Origin of the sequence: Marinomonas pontica (assembly GCF_026191375.1) — a bacterium.
GTDB classification, from domain to species: domain Bacteria; phylum Pseudomonadota; class Gammaproteobacteria; order Pseudomonadales; family Marinomonadaceae; genus Marinomonas; species Marinomonas pontica.
In genome coordinates, this window is record NZ_JAODTL010000051.1 from 1 (window position 1) to 12,971 (window position 12,971).

General features: G+C 44.6%; 18 protein-coding genes. 13 read left to right on the top strand and 5 right to left on the bottom strand.

Translation table 11 applies throughout. The features are described from left to right. The 5 genes from N5P32_RS14125 to N5P32_RS14140 form a co-directional block, all read left to right on the top strand. Positions 1-1,071, top strand: a 1,071-nt coding sequence (locus N5P32_RS14125; RefSeq protein ID WP_265729673.1) for a tripartite tricarboxylate transporter permease, incomplete at its 5' end; no start/stop codon positions are given. A gap of 12 nt (positions 1,072-1,083) precedes the next feature. Beyond that, positions 1,084-1,368, top strand: a complete 285-nt coding sequence (locus N5P32_RS14130) for a YciI family protein (protein ID WP_265729674.1) — start codon at positions 1,084-1,086, stop codon at positions 1,366-1,368. Between the two features lie 265 nt (positions 1,369-1,633). Further along, positions 1,634-1,882: a hypothetical protein gene (locus N5P32_RS14135; RefSeq protein WP_265729675.1), complete on the top strand. Its 249-nt coding sequence runs from the start codon at positions 1,634-1,636 to the stop codon at positions 1,880-1,882. Then, on the top strand, positions 1,870-2,043 hold the full coding sequence (locus N5P32_RS18290) for an ATP-binding cassette domain-containing protein (RefSeq protein WP_409371109.1): 174 nt from the start codon (positions 1,870-1,872) through the stop codon (positions 2,041-2,043). Before N5P32_RS14135 ends, N5P32_RS18290 begins: the two co-directional genes overlap by 13 nt. A gap of 20 nt (positions 2,044-2,063) precedes the next feature. Further along, on the top strand, positions 2,064-2,513 hold the full coding sequence (locus tag N5P32_RS14140) for a zeta toxin family protein (protein WP_265729758.1): 450 nt from the start codon (positions 2,064-2,066) through the stop codon (positions 2,511-2,513). 28 nt (positions 2,514-2,541) lie between these two features. On the opposite strand, the gene N5P32_RS14145 is transcribed toward N5P32_RS14140, so the two are convergent. Continuing rightward, a complete protein-coding gene (locus tag N5P32_RS14145) occupies positions 2,542-3,408 on the bottom strand; it encodes an inositol monophosphatase family protein (RefSeq protein WP_265729676.1) in 867 nt (288 codons plus the stop codon). Between the two features lie 110 nt (positions 3,409-3,518). Continuing rightward, on the bottom strand, positions 3,519-4,508 hold the full coding sequence (locus N5P32_RS14150; protein WP_265729677.1) for a 2-hydroxyacid dehydrogenase: 990 nt from the start codon (positions 4,506-4,508) through the stop codon (positions 3,519-3,521). A 296-nt stretch (positions 4,509-4,804) separates the two neighbouring features. On the opposite strand from N5P32_RS14150, the gene N5P32_RS14155 reads away from it, so the two are divergent. The 8 genes from N5P32_RS14155 (at position 4,805) to N5P32_RS14190 (ending at position 10,509) form a co-directional block, all read left to right on the top strand. After that, positions 4,805-6,601, top strand: coding sequence for a CHASE domain-containing protein (locus N5P32_RS14155; protein ID WP_265729678.1), 1,797 nt, complete (start codon positions 4,805-4,807; stop codon positions 6,599-6,601). 13 nt (positions 6,602-6,614) lie between these two features. Then, positions 6,615-7,058 carry a PAS domain-containing protein gene (locus N5P32_RS14160; protein ID WP_265729679.1) on the top strand — a complete coding sequence of 148 codons (444 nt, stop codon included), beginning with the start codon at positions 6,615-6,617 and terminating at the stop codon, positions 7,056-7,058. Next, positions 7,055-7,246, top strand: coding sequence for a histidine kinase dimerization/phospho-acceptor domain-containing protein (locus N5P32_RS14165; RefSeq protein ID WP_265729680.1), 192 nt, complete (start codon positions 7,055-7,057; stop codon positions 7,244-7,246). The genes N5P32_RS14160 and N5P32_RS14165 overlap by 4 nt, the downstream gene beginning before the upstream one ends. A gap of 42 nt (positions 7,247-7,288) precedes the next feature. Continuing rightward, complete coding sequence (locus N5P32_RS14170) at positions 7,289-9,091, top strand: response regulator (RefSeq protein WP_265729681.1); 1,803 nt, start codon at positions 7,289-7,291, stop codon at positions 9,089-9,091. A 108-nt stretch (positions 9,092-9,199) separates the two neighbouring features. Beyond that, complete coding sequence (locus tag N5P32_RS14175; protein ID WP_265729682.1) at positions 9,200-9,322, top strand: hypothetical protein; 123 nt, start codon at positions 9,200-9,202, stop codon at positions 9,320-9,322. Continuing rightward, entirely contained in the window at positions 9,319-9,825 is a 507-nt protein-coding gene (locus tag N5P32_RS14180; RefSeq protein ID WP_265729683.1) for a PAS domain S-box protein, read from the top strand. Before N5P32_RS14175 ends, N5P32_RS14180 begins: the two co-directional genes overlap by 4 nt. Further along, positions 9,723-10,070: a PAS domain-containing protein gene (locus N5P32_RS14185; protein WP_265729684.1), complete on the top strand. Its 348-nt coding sequence runs from the start codon at positions 9,723-9,725 to the stop codon at positions 10,068-10,070. Before N5P32_RS14180 ends, N5P32_RS14185 begins: the two co-directional genes overlap by 103 nt. A 13-nt stretch (positions 10,071-10,083) precedes the next feature. Next, positions 10,084-10,509: a methyl-accepting chemotaxis protein gene (locus N5P32_RS14190; RefSeq protein ID WP_409371111.1), complete on the top strand. Its 426-nt coding sequence runs from the start codon at positions 10,084-10,086 to the stop codon at positions 10,507-10,509. A 69-nt stretch (positions 10,510-10,578) separates the two neighbouring features. On the opposite strand, the gene N5P32_RS14195 is transcribed toward N5P32_RS14190, so the two are convergent. From N5P32_RS14195 to N5P32_RS14205, 3 genes are all read right to left on the bottom strand, one after another. Continuing rightward, the gene (locus N5P32_RS14195; protein ID WP_265729686.1) at positions 10,579-11,034 is read right to left on the bottom strand and encodes a MarR family winged helix-turn-helix transcriptional regulator; all 456 of its coding nucleotides are present in this window, start codon (positions 11,032-11,034) and stop codon (positions 10,579-10,581) included. Between the two features lie 119 nt (positions 11,035-11,153). Beyond that, the gene (locus tag N5P32_RS14200) at positions 11,154-12,473 is read right to left on the bottom strand and encodes a TRAP transporter large permease (protein ID WP_265729687.1); all 1,320 of its coding nucleotides are present in this window, start codon (positions 12,471-12,473) and stop codon (positions 11,154-11,156) included. Beyond that, positions 12,466-12,969: a TRAP transporter small permease gene (locus N5P32_RS14205; protein WP_265729688.1), complete on the bottom strand. Its 504-nt coding sequence runs from the start codon at positions 12,967-12,969 to the stop codon at positions 12,466-12,468. The genes N5P32_RS14200 and N5P32_RS14205 overlap by 8 nt, the downstream gene beginning before the upstream one ends. Positions 12,970-12,971: the final 2 nt, after the last annotated feature.

A 12,971-nucleotide genomic window follows, 5' to 3' on the forward strand; every position in this document is an offset into this window, starting at 1 on the left:
TATTTGCTGTTGGGGGTTATGGGGATCACCTTGGTTGGGGCTTTATCGGGTAGAAGTTTAATAAAAGGCATTTTCGCTGGTGCTTTAGGCATTGGTATCGGCACAGTGGGGTTAGACCCGCTTACGGCAGAAGAACGATTCACATTTGGCTATGTTGAGTTGTGGAGTGGTATTAGTCCTGTTGTGGTGATGATCGGCTTGTTCGGTTTAACCGAAGCCTTGGTGCAGTTGCATCATCTTGATAAGGCGATGATTAAGCAGAAGGTGGATAAGATTGTCCCTAAATTTAGAGATATTAAGAAACATCTGTCGTTGAGTCTTCAAAGTTCATTTATCGGTGTGGCGATAGGCGCATTGCCGGGAACAGGCGGTGAAATTGCTTCTTTAATGGCTTACGACCATGCTCGTCGTGTAACGAAAAAGCCTGAGGTGCCTTTTGGTGAAGGCGCAAAAGAAGGTCTAATCGCAGCCGAATCATCTAATAATGCTGCTGTGGGTGGGGCATTTATTCCTATGTTGACGCTTGGGATTCCGGGCGATGCTGTGACAGCGGTGTTTATTGGTGCCTTGTTTATTCATGGTGTGAACCCAGGTCCCTTATTGATCGAAACTCGCCCAGATATGTTTTGGTTTATTGTGGGCGCATTATTGTTAGCGAACGTCTTTTTGCTGATTTTTGGTCTCACTGGCATCAAGGTATTCTCTAAAATTATTCAGTGCCCAAAAGGTATCTTGATACCTATTATCTTTTTGTTATCGATTGTTGGGGCTTATTCGATTCATAACAGTGTGTCGGATATTTGGTGGATGTTGGCGTTTGGTGTGATGGGGTATTTCATGCGTCGTCATGGGTATCCGCTGGGGCCTATTATTTTAGGGGTCATTTTAAGTCATCTTATGGATGAGAATTGGCGTCGTGCCATTTTGGCGGAGCGTAATGATTTGGGGGCATTTGGGGCGAATCTTTTCAGTAGTCCTTTGTCACTTACTTTGTTGCTTATTATTGTATTTGTTGTGCTTTCTAGTACGCCATTCTGGCGCATTCTGAAGCAAAAGTTTTCTAAAAAATAAAAAGAGGTTGATATGCAATTTGTGGTTACTGCGTTTGATTATGAAGATGCTTTAGAACGTCGTTTAGAGCATCGTGAAGCGCATTTGAATGGTCTACGAGCTATGGCAAAGCAAGGGACTTTTATTAGCGGTGGTGCCATGGTTAATGATCAAGGCAAGATGATTGGCTCCAACGTTCATGTAGCGTTCCCTGATTTAGCCGCTTTACAAGCTTGGTTGGATTCTGATCCATTCACCGTACACAACGTATGGGAAACCACCACTATTCACGAGATCAAACTGCTGGCGATAGATTGATTTTGGCTTTGCCAAATTCAGTTGGGCAAGAAGGAAGCTCAAGTGTTTAACGAGTATAAATGATTATTCCTGATTCTCGAATCTGTGCTAACAAGGCTTGGTTGGTGAGGTTGTTTTCATCCACCAAGTCGATCAGATATGGGCTGTTTAAATCGTCTAGTTCAATACGAAGACGTCGCAGTATGGTTGATTTTGAGGTGAAGTTTTAGGTTCTTAGTGTTAATATCAATAGATGTGTTTCACTCTGATATAGAAGGAGTTTTGTATGAGTAAAGTCAGGATGATTTCTCGCAAATCCAGAAAAGAACCTTTGCACGATTTAGCAACCTTACAAAAGCTGGCTGCTCAAGCTTCTCGTCGAGCGGTTCAGCAGGCTGAAAAATCGCATGTGTCTGCGGCTTATGTAAAAGACGGCAAATTGATCATGCGTAACCCAGATCATTCTATTACAGAAGTTAAATCACTTTCTGATCGTCCTCGTCTAAATGCTGAGGATCTGGTTTGGCAAGCCTAAGATTAATTGCTGGTCCTAATGGCTCTGGTAAGACAACATTAACTAAGTTACTCAGGGAAGAGTATGCTGTTCCACTCGGCCAATATCTTAATCCTGATGATATTGCTAAACACATTTCTTTTTTTCAATCGATGATACTTTACCAGATAATACTTTTTTAGCCGCAAAACTTGCTCAATCCATTTCAGTAGGGCTTCGCGATGGCTGGGTGAAAGATGGCTTGTCGTTCACTTATGAATCAGTGATGAGTCACGAGAGCCATATTCAGTTCGTGGAAGGCGCTAAGAAAGTTGGTTATAAGCCATACTTATACTATGTGTGTACTTCTGAAGTTGAGTTGAACAAGGCGCGTGTAGAGCAGCGAGTAAAGGAAGGCGGTCATACTGTACCAGAGGACAAAATTGCTTCTCGCTATTTACGTAGTTTAGAGAACCTTCATGAAATGCTGACTATCTGCCGTCGAGGATTTTTGTTCGATAACTCGTCCACTGAGATGACTTTTATTGCAGAAGTTACGCAGGATGGTTATCTAGATATTAAGGCGAAAGCGTTTGATGAAACACAGCCTTACTGGCTTGTTGAGTATGTTGTCAAAAAGTGGTCAAAAGAAAAAGTTCGCTTAATTCGTTAAGTTAAGCCTGTTACATACCATTTCCTATTTAGACTCTCTTTGAGCTCCTAAACCAATCCGCCAAATCTTGCCATTGTTGTTCTGACTGGGCGGCGAGCATTTCGCCTTCTAGCATGGTTGGGCGGTATTCTTGGCCGTCGAGTGTGCGGCAGATGCCGCCTGCTTCGGTGTGAATCAGTACGCCGGCGGCGTGATCCCATGGCAGCATTTTGTAGGTTAGGCTGAAGTGAAAGTGACCTTGGGCGATTTGTCGGTAAGCAGGGCAAGAAGGCAAGTTGTTAATGCGAACAAAGCGACTTGCTTTTAAGGCAAAGTCTTGTTTTTTCTGGCCGGTGTAGGAGTTCACAGACATAATGCCGGTGAGTTTGTCTAGGTCTGGCTCTGCGGTGAAGGCGAGTGCTAATGGTGCCTGTTTAGGTGTTTGATGTTTGCCTTTTTCATCCATGGCGGTGCGTTGGAAAAAAGCGCCTTCGCCTAGGTTGGCGTAAACCCAGTCATCGTTTACTGGGTCGTACAGCAAGCCAAAACGTGTCACACCTTTTACCACCACGGCGAGTATCATGCCAAATTCAGATAATCCGTGGGCGTAGTTCCATGTGCCGTCGATCGGGTCGATGATGACGCAGGTGTCGGCAGTGGCTATTTTGTCTGTCGTTGTAGGGTCTTCGGCGACGGCTTCTTCGCCCACTATATCCCAATCGGGAAATGCGTTCTGAATTTCTTTAGTAATAAAAGCTTCGCTGGCTTTATCGGCAATGGTGACAAGGTCCGTTAGGCTGCTTTTGGTTTCTACGTCGGCGGCGCTAAGCTGACGAAAGTTTGGCATGACGATCTCTTGGCCTGCTCTACGGACAATGCTTATTAGTCTTTCTTGAGTTGGTTTATCGAGGTTCATCTTTCGTCACTCCTTTTGTACTCTCCAAGTTCGCAAATTATACGTGATCAGAGTGACGAATGGTTTAGTGTATCTTGATTATTATGTGATCTTTTTGTTATGACTCAACCCTATGCCAATTGCCTTGCGCCGCTGCTGTCGCTTTGGTGATGAAGTAAGTTGTCGATGGTTGTTTCGGCGATGTGGTTGAGGGCTTCGTCGGTAAAGTAGCCTTGGTGGCCGGTAACGACGACGTTGGGGAAGGTGAGCATAAGCTGGAAAACGCTGTCTTGGATGATGTGAGATGACATGTCTTCAAAGAAAATTTTGTTTTCTTGTTCGTAAACGTCTAAGCCTAAATAGCCAATTTTGCCGCTGTACAGGGCGTCGATGGCTTCTTGAGCATGCACGAGCGCGCCGCGGCTGGTGTTGATGATCATCACGCCGTCTTTCATTTTGTCTAGGCTGTCTTTGTTGATTAGGTGATGTGTTGCTGGGTTTAACGGGCAATGCAGGCTGATGATGTCGCTTTGCTGATAGAGTTCATCGAGGGGGATGTATTGGCAGCCTTGCTCAATAAGCGTTTGAGATGGATGCAGGTCATAACACAATACGCGGCAGCCGAAGCCTTTCATGATGCGACAAAACGCCGCGCCAATTCGTCCTGTTCCAATGCAACCAACTGTTTTTCCTTCTAGGTTGAACCCCATAAGCCCTTCTAGGGCAAAGTTGCCTTCTTTTACGCGGTGGTAAGCGCGATGTGTTTTGCGATTTAGAGTCATGATAAGGGCAACGGCGTGTTCGGCCACTGAGGTCGGGCTGTAATCGGTAACATGAAACACTTTGATGCCTTCGGCCTTCGCTGCCTCAAGGTCGACATTGTTAAACCCTGCGCAGCGCAAGGCGATGGTCGTGACACCTTGTTGTTTTAATAAGCGAATTACCTGCGCGTTGATGTCGTCGTTTACAAAGCAGGATACAGCATCGAAACCTTTGACTAGACTGATGGTTTCCATACTGAGTCGACTTTCAAAATAGGTCATGCTCAATTCTGTGGTAGCGGCGAAATGCGTCAAGGTTCTTTTGTCGTAGGGTTTGCAGGAGAAAACGGCGACTTTCATAAAACGTGATCCTGTCGTTTTGGTTCATTAGGAATAGTGTATTTATAACCCAAAACTCAGTGCTGCGCTGATTTTGTCGTTAGGAAGCTGACATAAGGCAAGTCATTTTGGGGAGGATGCTTGGCTTAATGGCCTGTTTAACATCGTTCATTGTTTTCTGTTTCGTTTCGTAATTTCTTTTGTTTTTTATCGCCACTCTCTAAATATAAGTTGTTAATTCATCTACACTTATGAAAATTGTAACGTGACTGAAGTTTCCCCATCTTAGGTCACAGTAAAATGTTATGGGGCAATGTATGGAGACTCAAGTGTACAAAATTTCAACTCAATCGATTTATAACCGCTGGGTGATTGTCACTTTATTGATTACCGTTTCTATTGTTTTGGGCCTCTCTTATAAAATTCATACAGATAATAAAGTTCGTATTAATCAAGCGGTTTTTGAAACCTCTAAAACGCTGAAACAAGAGGTTCTGACTCGTATTCAGCTTTATCAATACGGTTTACGCGGGGCGCGCGGTGCGGTGTTTACGACAGGTGAAAATGAGATTTCTCGGAATATTTTTACTTTGTACAGTTTGACGCGTGACGTGGACGATGAATTTCCGGGTGCGCGTGGTTTTGGCTTTATTCGTCGAGTACCTCAATCTGAGGAGGATGCGTTTGTCGAGTCGGCTCGTCAGGATGGCTGGCCAGATTTTTCGATCAAAACGCTGGCGCCAAACTTCAATGAACGTTATGTCATCCAATACATTGAACCGGTTGATCGAAACCGTCAGGCAGTCGGTTTGGATATCGCATCAGAGAAAAACCGTCGTGAAGCGGCGGCTTCCTCTTTATACACTGGTGAAGTGCGTCTGACAGGGCCAATTACCTTGGTTCAAGCCTCCGGGAAGCCGCAGCAATCTTTTCTCATCCTTATGCCAATTTACCGTGGCGGCAGCACGCCTTTGACTCAAGCCGAGCGGATTCAAAAAGGGTTTGGCTGGAGTTATGCCCCTTTGCTGATGGAGGAAGTGTTAAATGGGCTGCCTATAGATCCGGAGCAAATTCATTATGAATTGGTGGATATTACCGATTTGGATAATCCGGTGCTTTTTTATGACAGTGGAACATCAGGAATAAAACAGTTTAAAAAAGAACAGACAACGCTGGTGTATGGGCGGCATTGGCAAAGTTCACTGAGTATTACTCCTGCGTTCATTGAAGCATTGCGTTTGCCCGATCCTATTGCCTTTTTGGTGGTTGGCCTGCTCATCAGTGGTTTGCTTACTATTATTGTGATGGCTATTCGATTAAATATTGTTCGACGTCGTGAGGTCATGGCGCATCAAGCCAGAATCACGGCCGTGGTAGAAAGTTCTGCGGACGGTATTATCAGTAAAAATTTGGATGGCATTATTGTTAGCTGGAACCAAGGTGCGGAGCGTATTTTTGGTTTTACAAAAGAAGAAGCCATCGGCCACGATGTTAATGAATTGTTGGTGCCTCAAGACCTCAAGCATGAAGAAGCGACCATCATTACAAAGGTGAAAAAAGACAAGTCTTCACACTCTGTTGAAACGCGTAGACGAACAAAATATGGCACGGAAATTCCGGTGTCCCTCACACTTTCTCCTATATTAGACGCAAATAATAACGTTTTTGGTGTGTCGAATACCGTGCGTGATATTTCCGAACGCAAGAAGGCAGAAGCCAGAATTTTTGAGCTAAACACCAACTTAGAAAATCAGGTAAAGGCGCGTACAGCAGAAATTCAAGAGCTGAATTTAATGCTAAATGACGTGTTAAGCGCCTCGTCTGAAGTGTCTATTATTGCAACGGATTTGAATGGTGTGATTAAACTGTTCAATAAAGGCGCTGAGCGGATGCTGGGTTACTCGGCTGAAGAGGTGGTTGGCAGAATGACTCCGCTTGGATTCCATGATGTGACCGAGATAGAGCAACACCGAAGGGAAATATTGAATGCCACAGGAGTGACCGTGGTGGAGTCTTTGGGTGTGTTGGTTTATAGGGCGCTGCAAGGTGATTTTGAAAGCAAGGAATATGGACTTATCTTCATAAGGATGGCAGTACGCGCCCAGTGTCGTTAGTCGTTACCACTATGTGAAAGACAGTAGCAATGAGATCATTGGCTATTTGGGCATGGCGATGGACATCACTGAGCAAAAAAACAATCAGCAAGCCTTGATATACGCTCACGATCAATTGCTGATGGCTGCAGAGGTGGCGCAATTAGGCATTTGGAACTGGGATATAGAGGGTAACACACTAGAATGGAACGATTTGATGTTGGATATTTACCAATATCCTTTGTCAAAAAGAAAGGACGGTATTGTTTACGAAGACTGGTTGAGCCGATTGCACCCTGATGATAGAGAAATGGCCGCTGAAGCCTTAAAAAACGCTGTTGATGGGACTGGGTATTATGACATGGTGTTTCGGATCATATTGCCAAATAACAAGATTCGCTATATATCGGCCAGCGCGTCTTTGCAGGAAAACCCCGAAGGCAATAAAACCATTATGATGGGATTGTTCGTGATGTGACAGCAGAGCGTGAATTAGAGAGTTGGTTGCGTAAGGCCAAAGAAGAGGCGATTTCAGCCAGTGTCGCCAAGTCGAGCTTTTTGGCGAACATGAGCCATGAAGTACGCACGCCAATGAACGCTATTTTAGGCATGCTGCATTTGGTGAAACGCACGGCCTTATCGTCTCAACAAGAGGATTACATTTAAGCCCAGATTTCGGCCAAAACACTATTAGGATTGATTAATGATGTGTTGGACTTTACAAAAGTGGACGCTGGTAAGCTGGAATTGGAAAAGGCGCCCTTTGAAGTAGAGGCTTTGCTGAGCGAATTGGCGACGGTTTTGTCTGTCAGTACCATGGGTAAAAAGGTCGAGTTAATTTTTGATATTGATAAAGACATCCCAACGTATTTGGTTGGAGATAAACTGCGCTTTTTGCAAATCCTTATTAATCTGCTCAGTAACGCAATGAAATTCACTTTAGAAGGTTGTGTTGTTTTAGAGATTAAACAACTGTCTATGGAAAGTACGGTTTCGCGATTAAAAATCAGTGTGAAAGACACGGGAATAGGCATTAGTGCCGATAAACTAGAGTCTATATTTGATGTGTTTTCTCAGGCGGAATCTTCAACGGCACGACGTTTTGGGGGTTCCGGTCTGGGGTTGGTGATTTGTCGTCGATTTGTGGAACTCATGGGAGGTAACCTTCAAGTAGAAAGTGAGCCAGAGAAAGGCAGTACCTTCTATTTCACCTTAGATTTCCCAGTGGCGGATGTGGAGGTTGAAAAGCCTTCCGATGTGATAAGTGCACCGATTCGATTGTTGATTATTGATTCTAATGACACCTCAAAAATGATTTTTTCGCGTATGGCGATGAGCTTAGGTTGGTCGTCTGAAACCGCTGATTCAGTTCGTCTTGCTGGCCCCTTGGTCAGTGATGCGTCGGTCGCAGGTCAACCCTTTGATGCGGTTTTATTAGACTGTAAAACAAGCGACTTTGCGGGAGCGGAAAGTATTAAACAGATTGAATCTGCGATTGTTGTGGCTGAGCAGCGTCCTAAGGTGTTGTTGATGTCGAATGCTTTAGACGATCAGTTAGACGCGTTAACGGAGTGCGTTTCTGGTCGTCTGATCAAGCCTGTGACATTGAGCAAATTATCCGAAACGGTGTATGAATCGCTAACAGGGGAAATACGCCATCGTTTTAGTCTGCAAGACACAACCGATTTGTCCGACAGTTTGTTGGGTATTACGCTGCTTTTGGTGGAAGACAATGCGTTTAATCGACAGGTTGCAACCGAGTTACTGATGTCACAAGGTGCGAAGGTTGAAGTGGCAGACGGTGGCTTGGAAGGTGTCAGTGCGGTTCTGTCTCATGATGTGGGGACATTTGACGTAGTATTGATGGACATGCAAATGCCCGGTGTAGATGGCTTAGAAGCGACCAAACGCATTCGTAAAGAGGCTCGTTTTGCGGATCTTCCAATTATTGCCATGACGGCGAATGTGTCTCAAGCTGACAAGCAATCCTGTTTCCAAGCTGGAATGATTGATCATATTGCAAAACCGTTAGACATAGACCAAATGACTCGCTGTATTTTGCGTTATGCAAAACGTGCAGAGGAAACGGTTTCTTCGTTAAAGGATGAACATGCCCCTCGAAGGGAGTTAGATGATCACAGCAGTAATGTGGTGGAGCGCGAAGATCTTCAATCTATCCTGTCTCGATTTGCGGGTAGTGCGGATTTGTACAAAAATGTGGTCGAAGGTTTTAGAGTAGAAGCGGATGATTTATTGGCGCACATCGCTCAAGGCGTAGAGCAACGAGATGTGACTCATCTTATAGAGAGCCTTCACACATTGAAGGGAGCGGCACTTACGATGGGGCTGCCGAGATTAGCTGGCAAACTGGCTGGTTATGAAGCCACGTTAAAATCCACTGACAGCGATGAGGAGGCAGTTGAAACGTGTCTTTCGTCGATAGAAACGTCAAACCTGCGGGAGATGTTAGACGCTGAATTGACGGTGATTATTAACGACCTAAACTCATAGCCTTGATCCGGTTGTGTTTTTTGTTATTAGTAAGTTTTATAGCAATCTAGCGATCTCAATATTTACAAGCTATTGTTATTGGAATTCGACACATTCAAGGAGCGCATAATGTTCAATACTGGTTTAAAAAATGAACTGCAGTTACTGAAAGACGAGCTTTACTCTTTAAATCAAGTCAGAGACAGTTTGAGTCAAGAAATGCTGGTGCTGGTATTGACCCTGATGGTGTGATTAAGTCAGTCAATGATAAATTCTTAAAAGAATTGGGTTGCTCGAAAGAGTACATCGTGGGCAAGACGTTGTCTGAATTAACCCCTTCGTATTCGCGTAAAACCGAACATTACAATGCCTTATTAGGGGCTATAAAAAACGTTAAACACTGGGTTGGCGCAGTAGAAATTGAAAAGGAAGATGGCACTGAGGCTTGGTTAAGAGCCATCGTTCAGCCTATCTTAGACGGCACAACGGGAAAATTGAAAGAGTTTGCCCTTCATTGTAATGACTTAACTCGCACCATTACTTCTTCTCGTGAAGATCAAAATATTATTGCGGCGTTGCAGCGCTCAACCGCTGTGATTGAGTTTGATATGAGCGGTCATATATTGACTGCGAACCATCTTTTTTGCAGGGAATGGGTTACAAACTGGATCAAATCCGAGGTAAGCATCACAAAATATTTTGTACGCCTGAAGAGTCTTCATCTTCCGAATATGTGGGATTTTGGACACGCTTAAATAAAGGGGAATTTGTTGCCGATCGTTTTAAACGCATTGATAGTCGAGGAAACATTGTTTGGTTAGAAGCCACATATAATCCTATTTCAGATTTACATGGCCGTTTATACAAGGTTGTAAAGTTTGCCACCATTATTACCGATCAGGTGAATCGAGAGTTGGCGGTATCTGACGCTGCTGATATTGCCTTCACTATTTCACAACAAACAGACGCAAGTGCAAAAAGGCAGCCGAGTCGTACGTGACACGGTGGCGGTCATGCGCCAATTAGCAGAACAAATGGCCGAAGCCGCAGAAGGCATTTCTGAGTTGGACAAACAATCCCAATTAGTGGGGTCTATTATCCAAAGCATTCGAGGCATTGCCGATCAAACCAACTTATTGGCGTTAAATGCCGCAATTGAGGCGGCACGAGCAGGAGAGCAGGGACGAGGCTTTGCGGTGGTGGCGGATGAAGTGAGGCTGCTCGCTTCACGAACCAGTACCGCCACAGAAGAAATAGTGGGAGTGGTGGAAAAAAACCAAATCTTGGCGGAAAAGGCCGTATCGTTAGTAAATAAAGGCAAAGAACAAGCAGAGCAAGGATTGACGCTTTCTAATGAAGCTGGCGAAGTGATTGTTGAGATCCAGGACGGTGCTCAGCGAGTGGTCGATGCGGTAGGACAGTTCTCAAGCAATTTGTAAAAATGAGCGATCAATGTATTGATCGCTCATTGTCTTTTTGCTCATTAACATTAGGACATCAATAGGTCATCAATAAGACAGCGTATCCAGTGTTTTCAATAACCACTCTAGTTCGTTGTCGCCTTCTAAACGTGCGGCCATGATTTGCTCGTGTTCCATGACGCGTTCGCTGATGGTGGTGAAAAACGTTTCGCCATATTGCGTCATAAAAAGAGCATAGGATCGACGGTCATTGATGGCGGGTCTGCGTTCAATAATGTCCATTTTTTCCAGTTTGTCGACGGCGGCCACCATGGCGGAGCGGTCATTACCAAGTGCTTGAGCAACGGCAGTTTGCGTCAAACCTGGGTTGCGTTCCACAATAGCAATAATGGCAAACAAACCTGGGCTAATGCCAAGGTCTGAACAAACCTCAGAAAACTTAGTGAAAAAATTCATTTGAGCGCGGCGTAAGCGATAACCAACCAAGCTATTAAGTATGCCAAAGTCTACGGTTTGGTCTGTTTTTTTTGTGTCGTTAGCCATGTTAGTCTCATTTCTTATTCGAATAATCGGACATTGTAATATAAAACATCAGTTTGGTGTAATTCTAAACTGTTGAGCGTTATACCAAGAAACGCAGGCACTTGGCCTGCGTTGATGTGTTAGCCAATTAAGTGAACCAGTCCTAGCGTAATGCTCGGGAACAGTATGAGTAATGCAACTCTGACAAAGTCTGAAATTAAGAAAGGTATGACGCCTTTAAAACATTCTTTTAACTTGAGCGTGTCATCAAAGGATTTGATAATAAACACGTTCATCCCTACGGGTGGCGTGATCAACCCAACTTCCACCACAATCAGAGCCAAAATACCGAACCAAATCCCCAAATCGGTTGCTGGAATACCAAAGTCCATTGCCATAATCATGGGGAAATAAATCGGAATCGTCAGCAAAATCATTGCTAAACTGTCTAGGAAACAGCCCATCACCAAATAGGTAAGTAGCATGCAGACCAAGATGGTATAAGGCGATAAACCAGAGTTTTGTATTAGCTCAACGCCCAAATCGGGTAACCGTGAAAGCGCAATAAAGACACTGAATAAATCCGCACCCAACACAATAAAAAAGATCATCGCGGAAGACACAGCGGTACGCATTAAACACGTGAGCAATCCATCCATGCGCATTTTACCGTGAGTAATCGCAAGAATCGCGGTCAAGATAACCCCGACAGAAGCGGCTTCTGTAGGCGTAAAAATCCCCATATAAATGCCGCCCAATACCACCAAGAAAATAGTCGTAATGTGCCACACGTCTTTTGTGGATTTGATCTTCTGGGCAAATGTCGTTTTTTCACCACGAGGGCCCGCGTTTGGGTAAATTCGCACATAAATAGCAATGGCAAGAATGTAGCCACCAGCCGCTAAAAAGCCTGGAATAAAAGCGGCGATGAACATTTTGGAAATGTTTTGTTCGGTGAGTACCGCAAAAATAATCAGCACCATGGAGGGAGGAATCAAGATACCCAACGTACCACCGGCTGCTAAGGCGCCAGCAGCGAGACTGCCAGAATAGTTTAAGCGTTTCATTTCAGGCAGTGCGACCTTGCCCATTGTTGACGCGGTGGCGAGAGAAGAGCCACAAATCGCACCGAATGCTGCGCAGCCTGCAATGGCAGCCATAGCAATACCACCCCGTTGACGGCCAATCCATGTATTGCATGTACGGAAGAGCTCGGCGGTGATGCCAGAGCGGGTTGCGAGTTCTCCCATTAATAAAAATAAAGGCACGACGGAAAGGTCGTAGGTCGAAAATTTTGAAATAGGCGCGGTGCCTAAATATTCTAATAGAGCAGGAACGCCACCAATAAGAGAATAACCAATGGCGCCACACACCAACATGGTTAACGCAATTGGGATACGGATACTCATCAGAACCAGCAGTGCAGCCATCATTAAAAAGGCCAGTTCGATATTACTCATGATTACCCCCACACAACGAGGTGGACAGTTTATAAAGACCACAAAGTCCACACAGTGTCATGGATACAACGCCCACAATAAATGTCCACCAAGTGGGCAATTCAAGCAGCATGCTTTGTTCTAAATATTCTTTTGCTTCGAAGCCACTTAGGCTCATGCGATAAGCAAAAGTAAAGGCAACTAGGGTGAAAATCACATCACTAAAGGTGTCTAAAAAACGTAACGTGCTGGGTTTGCAGTGTGCGGTAAATAGATCGACAATGACGTGACCTTTGCGTAAATAACATTCAGGAAGAAAGAGAAATACGGCCATTGCCAGACCCATTTCGGTGATTTCGTAATCGCCTTCTATTGATTGGCCTATGGTTGTTCTACCGATAATGCTGGCGACGGTCGTCACCGCCAGCATTAACATGATAAAGCCACCCGTTAGCGCAAATAGAGACGATAAGCGACCCACAAGAGATCGATGTATATCTGCATTAAATTTGATCATGC